Below are 14,214 nucleotides of genomic sequence, written 5' to 3' on the forward strand. Positions count from 1 at the left end.
GCACACACAGCGTGGGGTGTTCGCCACCCGAGGCAATATGGTCTCCGGGGCGGGAGGTGCCCAGGTGACGCCGCTGGGTGTTCAGGCGGCGACCTTCCAGGTGTTGCGGCCGGCCGCCTTGGCGGCGTAGAGGGCCTCGTCGGCGGCGGCCACGATGCCGGTGGCGGTGTCGGCGTGCTCGCCGAGGACGGCGATGCCCAGCGAGACGGTGACGCGCAGTTCGAGCCCGCCGACGGAGTCGTTGACCTTGAACGGCCGGCTGGAGACGGCCCGGCCGAGCCGCTCCGCCACGACTTCCGCCCCGGCGGCGTCGGTCTCGGGCAGCAGCACCATGAATTCCTCGCCGCCGTGGCGGAAGGCCAGGTCGACCTCGCGGATCTGGCCGGTGATGCGGCGGGCCAGCTCGATGAGGACCTGGTCGCCGACGGGGTGCCCGTAGGTGTCGTTGACCTTCTTGAACCGGTCGAGGTCGATCGCGAGCAGCGCCGAGGGCCGCTGGTAACGGCGCGACCGCTCGGCCTCGCGCCGCAGCGAGGTCTGCATGAAGCGGTAGTTCCACAGGCCGGTGAGCGGGTCGGTGAGGCTCAGGCGCTGGGCCTGGCGGTGCAGGAGGACGTTCTCGACGGCGACGGCGGCCTGCCCGGCGAAGGTGCCGAGCGTGTCGACGTCGCCGGCCTCGAAGTCGTGCCCGGCGATGCGGTTGTAGACCACCAGGACGCCCAGGACGCCGCCGTCGTGGCCGGGGGCGCCGGGTGCGGTGTGGTCCTCGGGGGTGCCGCGGCGGCCCGGGTGCTCGGCCTCCTCGACCTTCCTGCCACGGAAGGGGACGGCGACCATGCAGCGGGCGATCGGTTCGGTCGGCGCGCGGTGCCACTCGCCGAACTTGCCGTCAACGATGCGTCCGTGGACCGGTTCCCCGGCGGCGGCGATCGAGCCGATGATGCCCTCGCCCAGGCGGATCGACGCGGGCTGGTCGATACCGAGGTTGCCGTCGCCGGCGCGCTGGCCGAGCTGGTCGGTGTCATCGACGTCGACCAGCATGATGACGCCGGCCTCGGCTCCGGCGGTGACCATCGCGGTGTCGAGAATGACCTCCAGGATCCGGTCGAGGTCGAGCGTGGCGGTGAGGGTCTGCCCGAGACGGCCGAGCTGGCCCCGCATCTGGTCTCTGGAGGCCGTCAGGGCCTGGACGTATGCCTGAGTCTGGGCGGTCATCCGGTTGAACGCGAGCGCCAGGTTGGCGACCTCGTCCTTGCCGTGCACGGGAACCCGCACGTCCAGGTCGCCGTCGCTGACGCGTTCGGCGGCGCCGGCGAGTTCGGCGAGCGGCCGGGTGGTGGATCGCGAGAGCCAGGCGGCCAGGCCGATGGCGCAGGCCGCCGAGGCGGTGACCATGGCCGCGAGCGTCCAGTACATGGGGGTGACGTCGGTGGAGGCGGTGCCGATGCTCAGCGGCAGGAACGCGGAGGTGAAGGCCCAGCGGCCGGCGTCGGAGCTGCCGACCTGGATGGGCAGGCCGCGCCCGTCCTGGAGGATCAGGTCGGCGTCGGCGGCGCGGGCGATCGCGGCCAGGAAGTTCTGGTCGACCACGCGGAAGGCGCTGAAGGTCTCGATGGTGCCGTCGGGGTTCTGGACCTCGGCCTGGGCGCCGAGCGCCACGATCGACCCGGCGGCCGCCTGTCCGGTGGTCTCCCCGCAGTCGACCCAGGCGCCCGCGGGGGCGTTGGCGCCGATGTCGCGGCCGGAGGCGGCGCCTCCGGCCTCTTCGAGACTGGAGAAGACGACGCCGTCGACCACGGCGCGGTCTACGACGAGTTCGGCCATCTCCACGGCGTTCGACTCGCCGCCGCTACGGTAGTTGAGGGCCACCGCCGCGGCGGAGGCCTGGATGCGCTCGCAGATGGTGCCCAGGGTCGAATCGACCATCGTCACTGCGGAGTCGGCCAGCGCTTCGCCCCGAGAGTCCGCTAGATGGGACATGATGGCAGCGACGAAGACGGCCCCCACCAATACCGGCCCCAGCACGACGACGAGGAACGCCGTGGTGAGCCGTGAGCGCAGCGACACCGAAGCCCCCTCAAGTTCACTCCCTAGAAGACTACCTAGAGCTACTGAATCGACACGACATGGCATGGGGTTTGAAGAAGATCTACCCGAAAGGATGAGTTATATCATCCATTCGGGTGAAGCTAACCAGGTCAGTTGCAACAATAGAGGAGATTACCGTGCCCCACAACAAGCCCACCCTCCGCGCTGAGCTGCTAAAACACCGCAAAAGCCTGTCGCCCGCCGAGCGGGCGGAGGCGGACCGCTCAACGTGGAATGCCTTGCGGGACTTGTTGAGCGATTCGCTCGACGAGGGCGCCGTCGTCGCAGCCTACCGGCCCTTCGGCGCCGAGCCCGGGGCGACCCTCAATCCCGAACTGCCCGAACGGCTCTCGGAGATCTACAAGGTCATTCTGCCGGTCGTACTGCCGGACAATGATCTTGACTGGACCACATTGGGATCCCTTGCACCGCAAGCACCTGCGGCCACTGCGGGTGGATCGGGCGACGGCGACACCGGCGCCATCGCCATCGCGGGACTGGCCATGACCGGTCCGCGGGGCACCGAGGAGGTCGCCGCCTGCGACGGGACCGACGCCATCGCGCGCGCCGACGCCGTCCTCGTCCCCGCCCTGGCCGTCTCACATGGCGGGACGCGGCTGGGTCGCGGCGGCGGTTCGTACGACCGGGCGCTGGCCCGGATCGCGCCCGGGACGCCGGTGATCGCGCTGCTTCGCGATGGCGAGTTCGGCGAGGTGGTCCCGGCCGAGGCCCACGACCGGTCCGTCACCGGCGTGGTGACGCCATCGGGCGGTTTCATCCCGGTGTGATGAGGGCGCCGGGTACCGGCCATCGCCATCACCACCGCCACGGGTCACCGCCAGCGTCACCGCCGCCGGTCACTGCTGCGGGTCACTGCTGCGGGTCACTGCTGCGGGTCACCGGCCTCGCCGCGCCCGGCGGCCTTCTCGTTGTGGGGCAGTGCTCACGCCTACACGGGATGGAATTAGCAGTCCAGGGCGTTGACTGCTAATGTCGATCGGGGTCTGAGCGTGACCCCTCATTGAGTTTCCGCTGGAGGTAGGACGTGCCCGTCTACGAATACCGCTGCAAGGAGTGCGGTTTTGAGTTCGACAAGCACCAGGAGTTCTCGGAAGCGCGTCTGACCGACTGCCCGACCTGCGAGGTCAAGGGCAGTCTGCGGAAGGTCTTCGGGAACGTCGGCGTGACCTTCAAGGGCAGCGGCTTCTACCGGACCGACTCGCGGTCCACGAACTCCAGCTCGCTCAGCTCCAACGGCTCCCAGAACGGCCCGGCCAAGTCCGAGCCGAAGCAGCCCGCGGAGTCGAAGAGCTCAGCTTCGAGCTCGTCCTCTTCCTCCGCTGCGAAGTCGTCGGAGTCCAAGGCGGCTTGACGGCCCCAGTGGCCGGCGTCCTAGTCGGTCGGGACGTCGTCCGCCTCGGACTCGGCTTCAGCCTCGTCCAACTCCGCCGGTTCGTCTTCCGCCGGATCCAGCGACGGATCACCCTCGCCGGGAAAGTCTCCCTCCGTCTCTCTCATGGCCTCCTCTTCCGCGATCCAGGCCTTGTAGCGGTCGGGCCTGGAGTTCATGAGGTCCCACCAGATCGACTCCGCGAGCGTGCCCTCGGGCGAGGTGCCGTCGCCCTCCTTGCGTTCGTCTCCGGCCCACACCGCGACCGACAGGGCCGGGTCGTAGCCGGCGTACCAGGTCGGTGAGGCATTGGTCGGCAGGAACTCCCGCGCGGACTCCGCTTCGGTTTCGGGCTCCCAGTCGTACATCGACACTGCCGCGTCCATGGCGAGGAACTCGTCCACCGTCCGTTCGACTTGCTGTTCGGCCCGGTAGACCTCGCCGTCCGGGCCTTCTACCCGCTCCACGAAGTACGGCTCGGCACGGATCCCGCCGGCGGCCAGGGTCGCGTAGACCGTGGCCTGGTCGAGGACCGTCACCGGGTAGGCGCCAATCCCGAGGTCAGGGGCGTATTCGTGGCCCGGCTCGCTCAGCGGCAGCCTGGCCATGACGCCGTCCTCGTCCACGTCGTGCGGGTCCCACACCTGGTCGACGCCCAGTGCGGCTGCCGTCCGCGCCACCTCGTAGCCGCCGATCATCTCGCTGACGGCGTAGATCGGAGTGTCCAGTTTCTGGCTGACGGCGTCGCCCAGCGTGATCGAGGAATCGGAGGCCCCTCCCGTATTGGTGAGCTCGATCGGTTTTCCGTCCTCGTCGGTGTAGGTCTCGAAGGTCTGCGGTGAGGAGCCGTCGAAGGTCTCCTCCCAGGTGGAGATGCCGGCCGTGGCGGCGGCGGTCGCGGTGACGATATTGAAAGAGGTGCCCGGCCGGTGGCCGACGGCGCCGGCCCCGTCGAGCCCGGCCCCGTTCTCGCCGCCGTAGTAGGCCAGGACCCGGCCGGTGCCCGGTTCGACGGCGGCCGTCGCCGCCGCCAGGTGCTCGTCCTCGTCCGCGACGGTGCGGATCTCGGTGCCGTCCAGGACCAGGTCCTGGAGTTCGGCGTCGATGGTGGTGGTGATCGACAGGCCGCCGCGCAACACCTCGTCGGTGGAGATCCCTGCATCACCCAGCTCGCGCAGGACCCTGCCGTGGGAGATGAACCCGGTCGGCTCGGTCGCGCCGGTCTCGGCCTGGGCCGGGTCGACGGTCTCGGGCAGTTCGGTGAGCTCCGCGCGCTCGGCCGGTTCGAGGCGGTCGATCGCGACCATCTCGTCGAGCACGTAGTTCCAACGATCGGTCAGCGCCTCGGTCGTGCCGCCGATGCCGAGCGGGTCGCGCGGGTCGTAGGCGCCGTCGGGCGACTTGATCTGGGCGACCAGCAGCGCCGACTGGGCCACGTCGAGCTCGGACGCCCCGACCCCGAAGAAGGCGTCGGCGGCGGCCTCGACCCCGTACGCGCCCCGTCCGAAGTAGACGAGGTTCAGGTAGTGGGTGAGGATCTCGTCCTTGGTGTAGCGCTCCTCCAGCTTCATGGCCATCGCGGCCTCGCGGGCCTTACGCAGGTAGGAGCCGTCGCCGCGAATGTCGGCGACCTGGCCGACGTACTGCTGGGTGAGCGTCGAGGCGCCCTGCGTCGAATCCGAGGTCAGATTGGTGACCAATGCGCGCAGCACCCCCTTGGTGTCCACGCCTGGATGGCCGTAGAAGTTGGCGTCCTCGGCGGCCAGGAGCGCCCATTGGAGGTGGTCGGGGATCGCCTCCAGCGTTATGGACGTGCGGGCCTGGGCGCCGAGCGTCGCCATCTCGGTGACGCCGTCGGAGTAGTACACGGTGGACTGCTGCGAGAGCGCCGAGTCCAGGTCGTCGGGGAGGTCCACCTGCGCGTAGAAGACGGAGGCGATCACGACGGCGGTGCCCGCCAGGAGCGCCAGAACTACGCCGAGAGCGACGAATCGGCGGCGAATACGCTTGCGGCGCAGTCGTTTCCGCTTGACCGCCCGGCCCTCCCGGGATTCGGTGACCGCGACCTTCGCGGTGCCTATCGCCGCACGGACGCGGGCCCGGAGGCGAAGCGTCGTGCTGGTTGCGGGCTCGGGAGTGTCGTGCTCTGGACCTGCCACGTTATTTCGACGCGGGCACTGGTCGATTTAGTTGCACTGGTGGCGATCCGGCGCCGATCGGATCGAGATTAATCGATGGCCAGCGCTACGACGGTGGTGAGCACCAGCTGGCCGAGCGCGACCGGCACCAGGCCCTTCCAGCACAGGGTCTGGATCTGGTCGACGCGGAGCCTCGGCCAGGCCACCCGCAGCCAGATGACGACCATCGCGAGTCCGCCGGTCTTGAGGAGCGTCCACAGCCAGCCGAGCGATTCGGGGCCGGGACCCTTCCAGCCGCCGAGGAACAGGACGGTGGTGAGCGCCGAGATGACGACGATGCCGGCGTATTCGGCGAGCAGCAGCAGCGCGAACCGCAGCCCGGCGTATTCGGTGAGGTAGCCGAAGACGAGCTCGGAGTCCGCGATGGGCGCGTCGAACGGCGGGCGGCGGATCTCGGCCAGCCCGGCCGCGAAGAACACGAACGCGGCCGGGGCCTGCCACAGCAGCCACCAGGGGTTCCAGGCCTCGACGATGCCGCCGAGGCTGAGGGTGCCGGCGGCGATGGCGACAGAGGCGGCGGCGAGGACGAACGGGAGCTCGTAGGCCATGAGCTGGGCGGCGGCGCGGAGGGCGCCGATGAGCGTGTACTTGTTGGCCGAGGCCCACCCGGCCATGAGGACGGCGAGGACGCCGACGCCGACGAGCGCGAGGACCGCGAACAGCCCCATGTCGAGGGCGGAGCCGACGAGGTCGCCGGGGCCGAGCGGGATGAACAGGAGCGCCAGCAGGTAGGGCAGGAGTGCGACGGCGGGCGCGAGTTTGAAGACGGGCTTGTCGGCGCCTTCGGGGACGAGGTCTTCCTTCTGGGCGAACTTGACGCCGTCGGCGATGAGCTGGGCCCAGCCGTGGAAGCGCCCGGCGTGCATGGGGCCGAGGCGGCCTTGCATGTGCGCCATGAGTTTGTGCTCGGTCTGGCCGACCAGGAGCGGGAGGACGAGGAACGCGGCGAGGACGCCGCCGAGGCGAAGCGCGATCTCAAGCATCGGCACCGCCGGTCTCGTCGGGGTTGGTGCGCGGGCGTTTCGTTCCGGGGACGCCGCGCGGCTTGCGCGCACCGGCTTCCGGGCCGCCGGGCGCGTTTCCGGCATCGGCAGCGGCATCGGCATCGGCGGCGGCGGCGCCGTTGTCCTCGGGCCGACCCCAGCCCTCCGGGACCCCCGGTGGACGCTTGGGCGCTCGCTTCTTCGCTCCCGCCCGGCCGCCGCCCGGTTCCTTCTCGCCCGGCCACGGCTTGACCACCCTTGACGCGAGGACGAAGTCCTTGCGGAGCGGGTGCCCCTCGAACTCGGGGGCGAGCAGCAGCGGGGCCAGGTCGGGGTAGTCCGGGTGGCCGGGGAAGTCGATGCCGAACATCTCGTGCGTCTCCCGCTCGTGCCAGGACGCGCCGGGGAACAGGTCGGTGATCGAGTCGAGCGATCCGGACGTGAGGTCGGTGCGCAGCAGGACGCCGCTCCGCTCGGGGATCGACCACAGGTGCGCGATGATCCGCATGCGGGACAACGGTTCGGGCGGTGCAGGCCGGGGCGAGGCGGGCCCGCCCGGTTCCGTTTCATCGACCGGGCCCGGTTCGGATTCGTCGCCCTGAGGCGCTGCCGGTCCCGGTTCGGGCTCGTCCCCCGCCGGTTCGGCCGGGCCCTCGTCCACGGCCGACAGCCAATCGAAGAAGGTGCAGCCGAGGTCGTCGCGGCAGGTCAGCACGGACTCGCGCCAGCGCGTCGGCTCGACGTCCACGACCGCGCGCGGGCCGTCGCCGCCGCACTCCTCCACCCCGAGGGCCTCGCGGACGCGGGCCTGCCAGTCCTCAGGCCGCATCGGGCCTCCGCAGCATGCCGCGCAGACTCGGCTTCCGCAGCGGCTCGTCGCCGATCTGCTTCTGCAGCTGCCCGATCCCGTAGAGCAGCGCCTCGGGCCGGGGCGGGCAGCCGGGAATGTAGACGTCGACGGGGATGATCTGGTCCACGCCCTTGGTAACGCAGTACGAGTCCCAGTACGGCCCACCGGAATTGGAGCAGGCGCCGAAGGAGATCACGTACTTCGGCTCGGGCATCTGGTCGTAGAGGCGTTTGATGGCGGGCGCCATCTTGTCGGTCACCGTGCCGGAGACGACCATGAGGTCCGCTTGGCGCGGCGAATGCGCGAACGGGATCACGCCGAGCCGCATGAAGTCGTGCCGACTCATCGATGCGGCGATGAATTCTATTGCGCAGCAAGCCAATCCGAAATTGAACACCCACAGCGAATAGCGTCGGCCCCAGTTGAGGACGAACCGGATCGGCTCCCCCAGCACCCCGGCCCCCTCCGGATCGCCAGCGCGCGAAGGGAATGGAAGCTTCACTGCCACTTGAGCACTCCTCTCCTCCACGCATACGCCAAGCCGAGCGCGAGCACCGTCACGAAGAGGCCCATCTCGACCGCCGCCGCGACGCCGAAGCCCGCGAACACCGCCGCCCACGGGAACAGGAACACCGCCTCGACCGCGAACAGCACGAACAGGAACGCGTAGACGTAGTAGCGGATCTGCACCTGCGCCCAGTCCGCCCCGACCAGGGACCTGGGCGGCGGCGCCACCCCGGTCCGGGTGGCCCCGGAACCGGCCTGCGCGCCCGACCCGGGAGCCTTGGGCGCCTCCTGGCCAGGCTCGGTCTCGACGCCGCATTCGTACGGCTCCCCCTTCGTCCGCGAGGGAGCGCTCGGGCGCAGCAGTCGGTTCGCCGTCATCGCGGCGCCGACGAACGCGAATCCCGCCGCCAGCAGTACCGCGAAGGCCGCGTAATCGCCCAGAAGCGTGGAGTCCATGGTCACAACCATAGTGCCGGGGACTATAGCCAGGGAAGGGATGCGACCGGCGCTTTTCGGGCGGATGAATTAATGCGCCACGATGCGCAACCGGAGCGATTGCACCGGCGTGTTGTCGTACGAAGGGGAATCTCCCCGAGACGGACGATTGAGGACACCCGACCGCCCCGGCCCGACCCCCGTCGGCCGACCGGCGCCACCGGTCTCGACCTGCTAATCCGACGTCTCGGACAAACCGATTCCTCAGCGCCCATAGTGCACACAGCAAAGGACAGAGCGAAATGATCGTCGCCAGCGCGCAGCGGCAGAACCGGGCACGAGCCCGCGCCCTCGCGTACCCGTGCCCGTGGCACGAGACGGTCTCGCCCGGCCCCGAGCGCCCGTTCCAGGCTGTGCACCCTCTTCAGGAAGTGACCCCGCCTCACTTGACCGCACTGGCGAACGCGACAATGATTGCCGCCGGGCCGACGGCCCGCGAGCCGATTGCTGCCCTTGTACCACCTACCTGCGCTGGAGCGGATGTGCGAACGGAGGCGGAGTTCACCGACCTCTACGAGAACCACTTCTCGGAACTCGCTGCCCAGGTGTGCGCCTACCTCGGTGATGCGACCGAGGCGCAGGACCTCGTACAGGAGGCGTTCCTGCGAGCCTGGCAGCGCTGGGAAAAGGTCGGCGGCTACGAGGAGCCCGTGGCGTGGATCCGCCGCGTCGCCTGGAACCTCGCCACCAGCCGCCACCGCCGCAACCAGGTGGCGCGCAAGTTCCTCCAGAAGTCGCCCCCGCCGGAGACCGCGCCGGGCGCCAGCCCCGACCGCGTCGCCCTGGTGGAGGCGCTCCAGCACCTCCCGGCCAAGCAGCGCAAGGCCCTGGTCATGCACTACATGGCCGACATGCCGATCAGCGCGATCGCCGAATCGACCGGCGCCAAGGAGGGCACCGTCAAGTCGTGGCTCCACCGCGGCCGCCGCGAACTGGCCGCCCTGCTGACCGACGAGGGCACCCCGTCCAAGGTAAAGAGCAAGGCGAAGGCTGAAGGCAAGGCGAAGGACAAGGCCGACCCCGACACCCTGGCAATCCGCATCCGCCCGCGCAAGCCCACCGGCACCGCCAAGGTGAACCGGCGCGGCTCGGGCCGACCTTCCGTGAAGGAGGACCGCCGATGAGCACCGAGCTCCCCCCCGAGCACGACGAGGACGCCGTGACGGCCGCCTTCGCGAGCTTCAAGTCCGACGCGGCCCGGTCCTTCCCGCCGCCCTCGGTCGACGACCTGATCATGTCGGGTCCCGCCAAGCTGCGCCGGCGCCGTCTGGTGTCGCTCGCCGCCGTCCTGGGCGCGTGCACCGCGGTCACCGCCGGCGGCTTCGCCGTCGCGCAGACGCTGGGGCCGCTCACGGGCGGTTCCGACCCGCAAGGCCCGGGTGCCGGCTCCCAGTCGCTGTCCTCTGAAGAGGAATCGGCGACCACCCAGCTCGGCGACCCGGCCGCGCCGGAGAGCGAGCAGGACGCGCCGACCACCGAGACCAGCGCCGCCCCCACCGAGGGTTCCTCGGTCCTCACCATCGAAGCGCCCGAAGGCGACTGGGCCGAGAAGTGCGTGCCCGGCGAGTTCGACATCGACCTCGGCAGCTGGGAGATCGAGGGCGAGTCCGGTTGGACCAGCGGCGAGGCCGTCACCGGCGACGTCGACGCGGACGGGGCCGACGACGCCGTCCTGGCCCTCACCTGCGACGGCAAGACCGGCGTGGCCGCCTTCGCGTTCGAGGCGACAGGTGAGGACGCTGAGAACGGGGACGCCCAGTCCCTCCACCAGCTCGGCTGGGTCTGGGAGCCAGACGGCTCACAGGAGCTGTCCGAGATCTCCTCGGTTGAGGCCGGTGTCATTACACTGGCCGGGCTCTCTGGCGCCACCGAGACATGGACGGCGCGCTACGAGTGGGACGGCGGTGCCTTCGTCGAGATCAACGACGAGCCCACCACCGAACCGAGTCCGTCCGAGTCCTCGGAGACCCCCGGGCCGGACGAGACTCAGTCCACGGAAGCGTCGCCGACGATCACCGACGAAGAACCGTCCTGAGTCGCCTGGATCACCCGGTTGCCGAGCCCATTGCGGGGCTCGCAGGCTTCGCCCCGGGAGCCCTATCTCACCTGATGAGAGCTGGCTTACTGTTCGGTGTCGTCTGCGTCGCCCTTCCGACTCACGGTTGGCACCGCACCGTGGCCCCCGCGTAGCATCGCAAGGGAGAACACATGGCGGAGCCCGCCTCCGGCATGCCACAGGCCGCATGCCAGCGCGTGCTCCCAAACCCGCATGAGGAGAACTTGGTGAATACCGTCCGGCAGCTCGACCGGGTCGTCATCCGCTTCGCCGGGGACTCCGGTGACGGGATGCAACTCACCGGAGACCGATTCACGGCGGAGACCGCCAAGCTTGGCAACGACCTCTCCACCCTCCCGAACTACCCCGCCGAGATCCGTGCGCCCGCGGGCACCCTCCCGGGTGTCTCCAGCTTCCAGATTCACTTCGCGGACACCGACATCCTCACCCCGGGCGACGAGCCCGAGGTGCTGGTGGCCATGAACCCCGCGGCGCTCAAGGCGAACCTGCCCGACCTCAAGTCCGGCGGGATCATCGTCGTCAACACCGACGAGTTCTCCAAGCGCAACCTCACCAAGGTCGGCTACGACGCCAACCCGCTCGAGGACGACTCACTGGAGGACTACCAGGTCCACCCGGTGCCGCTCACCAGCCTCACCATCGGTGCGCTCGAGGAGCACGAGGTCGGCAAGAAGGACGCCGCGCGCTCGAAGAACATGTTCGCGCTCGGCCTGATCTCGTGGATGTACTCGCGCCCGACCGAGTCCACCGAGGGCTACCTCAAGAAGAAGTTCGCCTCGAAGCCAGAGATCGCCGGGGCGAACATCGCGGCGCTCAAGGCCGGCTGGAACTACGGCGAGACCGCCGAGGCCTTCGCGGTCCAGTACGAGATCCCCCCGGCCTCGCTGGCCGCCGGCACCTACCGCAACATCACCGGCAACGCGGCGCTGGCCTGGGGCATCGTCGCTTCCGGTGTCGCGTCCGACCTGCCGGTGTTCCTGGGCGCCTACCCGATCACGCCGGCCTCGGACATCCTCCACGAGCTGTCCAAGCACAAGCGCTTCGGCGTCACCACCGTGCAGGCCGAGGACGAGATCGCCGCCGTCGGTGCGGCCCTGGGCGCCTCCTGGGGCGGGGCGCTCGGCGTCACCACCTCCTCGGGCCCGGGCATCGCGCTCAAGTCCGAGACCATCTCGCTGGCCGTGTCGCTCGAACTGCCGCTTCTGGTGGTCGACGTGCAGCGCGCCGGGCCCTCGACCGGTCTGCCCACCAAGACCGAGCAGGCCGACCTGATGATGGCCATGTTCGGCCGCCACGGCGAGGCCCCGATCGCCGTCGTCGCCCCGCAATCCCCTTCGGACTGCTACGCGACGATGCTCGAGGCGACCCGCATGGCCCTGACCTACCGGACCCCGGTCATGATCCTGTCGGACGGCTACATCGCCAACGGCGCCGAGCCGTGGCTGCTGCCCGACATGGCCGACCTGCCCGACCTCAGGGTCGACTTCCAGACCACGATGAACGCCCAGGACGCCGACGGCAACGACATCTTCCTGCCGTACCAGCGCAACCCCGAGACGCTGGCGCGTCCGTGGGCCGTGCCCGGCACGCCCGGCCTCCAGCACCGCATCGGCGGCATCGAGAAGGCCGACGGCACCGGTGACATCTCCTACGACCCGGCCAACCACGACCACATGGTCCGCACCCGCGCCGCCAAGATCGCCGGCATCGACGTGCCGGACATCGAAGTTGACGACGCGTCGGGCAACGCCAAGGTCCTGGTCCTCGGCTGGGGCTCCACCTGGGGTCCGATCGGCGCGGCCGTTCGCGGCCTGCACGACCGCGGCATCGACATCGCCCGCGCCCACCTGCGGTACCTGAACCCGATGCCCGCCAACCTCGGCGAGATCCTGGGCCGCTACGACAAGGTCGTGGTGCCCGAGATGAACCTGGGTCAGCTGGCGCTGCTGCTGCGCGGGAACTACCCCGGGACCGACGTGGTCGGCTACAACAAGGTGCGCGGCCTGCCGTTCACCTCCAACGAACTGCAGGACGCCCTAGAGGAGGTCATCAAGAATGGCTGACGTCAAGCTCGACGCCCCCAAGTTGAAGGCCAAGGACTTCAAGTCGAGCCAGGAGGTGCGCTGGTGCCCCGGGTGCGGCGACTACGCCATCCTCGCCGCCATGCAGTCCTTCCTGCCCGAGCTGGGACTGGAGCGCGAGAAGATCGCGTTCGTCTCCGGCATCGGCTGCTCCTCGCGGTTCCCGTATTACCTGAACACGTACGGCATGCACTCCATTCACGGCCGTGCTCCGGCGATCGCGACCGGTCTGGCCACCTCGCGCGACGACCTGTCGGTGTGGGTGGTGACCGGTGACGGTGACGCGCTGTCCATCGGCGGCAACCACCTCATTCACGCGCTGCGCCGCAATGTGAACCTGAAGATCCTGCTGTTCAACAACCGGATCTACGGGCTCACCAAGGGCCAGTACTCACCGACCTCCGAGCCGGGCAAGCTCACGAAGTCCAGCCCGATGGGTTCGGTCGACGCGCCGTTCAACCCGCTGTCGCTGGCGCTGGGCGCCGAGGCCACGTTCGTGGCCCGCACGCTCGACTCCGACCGCGCGCACCTGCAAGAGGTGTTGCGGGCCGCGGCGGCGCACGAGGGTTCGGCGTTCGTGGAGATCTACCAGAACTGCCCGATCTTCAACGACAACGCGTTCGAGACATTGAAGAACCCGGAGTCCCGCGACGAGGCGCTCATCCGTCTCCAGGACGGCGAGCCGATCAGGTTCGGCGACCGGGTGGTCGTGCAGTCGGGTTATGGCCTCGAGGTCAAGAACGCGAGCGACGTCGACGAGAAGGATGTAGTGATCCACAAGTCCGATGTGGATGACCCGGCGTATGCGTTCGCGCTCTCACGGCTTTCCGGCATCGAGCTCGACCACACCCCGGTCGGTGTCTTCCGCAACGTCAAGCGCCCCACGTACGACGAGGGTGTTCGCCGCCAGGTGAACGAGGCAGCCACCGGAGTGGATCGCAAGGACGCCCTTGATCGCCTCCTGCACTCGGGCGACACCTGGACGGTCCTCTAAGCAAGCGAAGAGCGAAGGGGCGCAACGGCACCGGCCGTTGCGCCCTTCTGCATACCGCGCAACAGCCGCTTCGTCCCTTCTCGCACTTGGCCTTCTGGACAAGGCGGTGCTCGGCGGCGATGCGGCGCCGAACGGTTACGACGCAGGCGGGGTGAGAAACCGGCATTGCGGCAGTACTCCGTGAGAAGGCGGTCAGCTTCAGGCTGGAATGAACGCGCCCGCGTCGTCTCTCCCGGCCTTCAAGCATCAGCGATGCAGAGGTGGCGGGTTTGGTGGGCGGGCGTTGTCGGCGCTGGGCCTCGTGCCACTCGGGCTTCAGGCGGCAGCGATGAAGAGGTGGGGAATGCCCGGGCGGGCGTTGTCCGCGCCCTGCCCCGTGCCGGGTGGTGTTCAAGCGGCAGCGACGGCGAAGCGGTGAGGGTGCCCGGCCGACACGCCCGACCGCGGGTGGCAGTGTCACCGAGTCGTGTCGGTCCTCGGGGGCATCGTTGAGATCGGGGGTGCCGATTGGCGACACGCCCGACCGCGGGGTACGAGGCACTTGAACAGGT

Annotated in this window: 12 protein-coding genes; 6 read left to right on the forward strand and 6 right to left on the reverse strand. The window is 69.5% G+C overall.

Annotated elements, in window-relative coordinates; all coding sequences use genetic code 11:
- Positions 1-81: 81 nt before the first annotated feature.
- Entirely contained in the window at positions 82-2,067 is a 1,986-nt protein-coding gene (locus FAB82_RS13275; RefSeq protein ID WP_136535021.1) for a diguanylate cyclase, read from the reverse strand.
- A 158-nt stretch (positions 2,068-2,225) separates the two neighbouring features.
- On the opposite strand from FAB82_RS13275, the gene FAB82_RS13280 reads away from it, so the two are divergent.
- Together FAB82_RS13280 and FAB82_RS27125 are read left to right on the forward strand one after the other, a co-directional pair.
- Positions 2,226-2,876 carry a 5-formyltetrahydrofolate cyclo-ligase gene (locus tag FAB82_RS13280; protein ID WP_211116578.1) on the forward strand — a complete coding sequence of 217 codons (651 nt, stop codon included), beginning with the start codon at positions 2,226-2,228 and terminating at the stop codon, positions 2,874-2,876.
- Between the two features lie 257 nt (positions 2,877-3,133).
- Positions 3,134-3,460: an FmdB family zinc ribbon protein gene (locus FAB82_RS27125; RefSeq protein WP_168801585.1), complete on the forward strand. Its 327-nt coding sequence runs from the start codon at positions 3,134-3,136 to the stop codon at positions 3,458-3,460.
- Positions 3,461-3,480: 20 nt separating this feature from the next.
- Here the strand turns inward: FAB82_RS27125 and FAB82_RS27130 are convergent, their stop codons facing one another.
- The 5 genes from FAB82_RS27130 to FAB82_RS13310 all read right to left on the reverse strand — a co-directional run bounded on the left by FAB82_RS27130 (position 3,481) and on the right by FAB82_RS13310 (position 8,472).
- Complete coding sequence (locus tag FAB82_RS27130; protein WP_168801586.1) at positions 3,481-5,637, reverse strand: transglycosylase domain-containing protein; 2,157 nt, start codon at positions 5,635-5,637, stop codon at positions 3,481-3,483.
- Between the two features lie 68 nt (positions 5,638-5,705).
- On the reverse strand, positions 5,706-6,659 hold the full coding sequence (locus FAB82_RS13295) for a complex I subunit 1/NuoH family protein (RefSeq protein ID WP_246039637.1): 954 nt from the start codon (positions 6,657-6,659) through the stop codon (positions 5,706-5,708).
- Positions 6,652-7,488 (reverse strand): NADH-quinone oxidoreductase subunit C, encoded by an 837-nt coding sequence (locus FAB82_RS13300; RefSeq protein WP_136535023.1) that lies wholly within the window; start codon positions 7,486-7,488, stop codon positions 6,652-6,654. The genes FAB82_RS13295 and FAB82_RS13300 overlap by 8 nt, the downstream gene beginning before the upstream one ends.
- Positions 7,478-7,963: an NADH-quinone oxidoreductase subunit B gene (locus FAB82_RS13305; protein WP_211116581.1), complete on the reverse strand. Its 486-nt coding sequence runs from the start codon at positions 7,961-7,963 to the stop codon at positions 7,478-7,480. The genes FAB82_RS13300 and FAB82_RS13305 overlap by 11 nt, the downstream gene beginning before the upstream one ends.
- Before the next feature lie 44 nt (positions 7,964-8,007).
- Complete coding sequence (locus FAB82_RS13310) at positions 8,008-8,472, reverse strand: NADH-quinone oxidoreductase subunit A (protein WP_136535024.1); 465 nt, start codon at positions 8,470-8,472, stop codon at positions 8,008-8,010.
- 521 nt (positions 8,473-8,993) lie between these two features.
- Between FAB82_RS13310 and FAB82_RS13315 the strand changes: the two genes are divergently transcribed.
- The 4 genes from FAB82_RS13315 (at position 8,994) to FAB82_RS13330 (ending at position 13,663) form a co-directional block, all read left to right on the forward strand.
- Positions 8,994-9,635, forward strand: a complete 642-nt coding sequence (locus FAB82_RS13315) for an RNA polymerase sigma factor (RefSeq protein ID WP_211116579.1) — start codon at positions 8,994-8,996, stop codon at positions 9,633-9,635.
- Positions 9,632-10,546 (forward strand): hypothetical protein, encoded by a 915-nt coding sequence (locus FAB82_RS13320; RefSeq protein WP_136535025.1) that lies wholly within the window; start codon positions 9,632-9,634, stop codon positions 10,544-10,546. Before FAB82_RS13315 ends, FAB82_RS13320 begins: the two co-directional genes overlap by 4 nt.
- A 194-nt stretch (positions 10,547-10,740) precedes the next feature.
- Positions 10,741-12,651 carry a 2-oxoacid:acceptor oxidoreductase subunit alpha gene (locus tag FAB82_RS13325; RefSeq protein WP_136535029.1) on the forward strand — a complete coding sequence of 637 codons (1,911 nt, stop codon included), beginning with the start codon at positions 10,741-10,743 and terminating at the stop codon, positions 12,649-12,651.
- Positions 12,644-13,663: a 2-oxoacid:ferredoxin oxidoreductase subunit beta gene (locus FAB82_RS13330; protein WP_136535026.1), complete on the forward strand. Its 1,020-nt coding sequence runs from the start codon at positions 12,644-12,646 to the stop codon at positions 13,661-13,663. The genes FAB82_RS13325 and FAB82_RS13330 overlap by 8 nt, the downstream gene beginning before the upstream one ends.
- Positions 13,664-14,214: the final 551 nt, after the last annotated feature.

This window comes from Glycomyces buryatensis (assembly GCF_004912275.1).
Lineage (GTDB): Bacteria > Actinomycetota > Actinomycetes > Mycobacteriales > Micromonosporaceae > Glycomyces > Glycomyces buryatensis.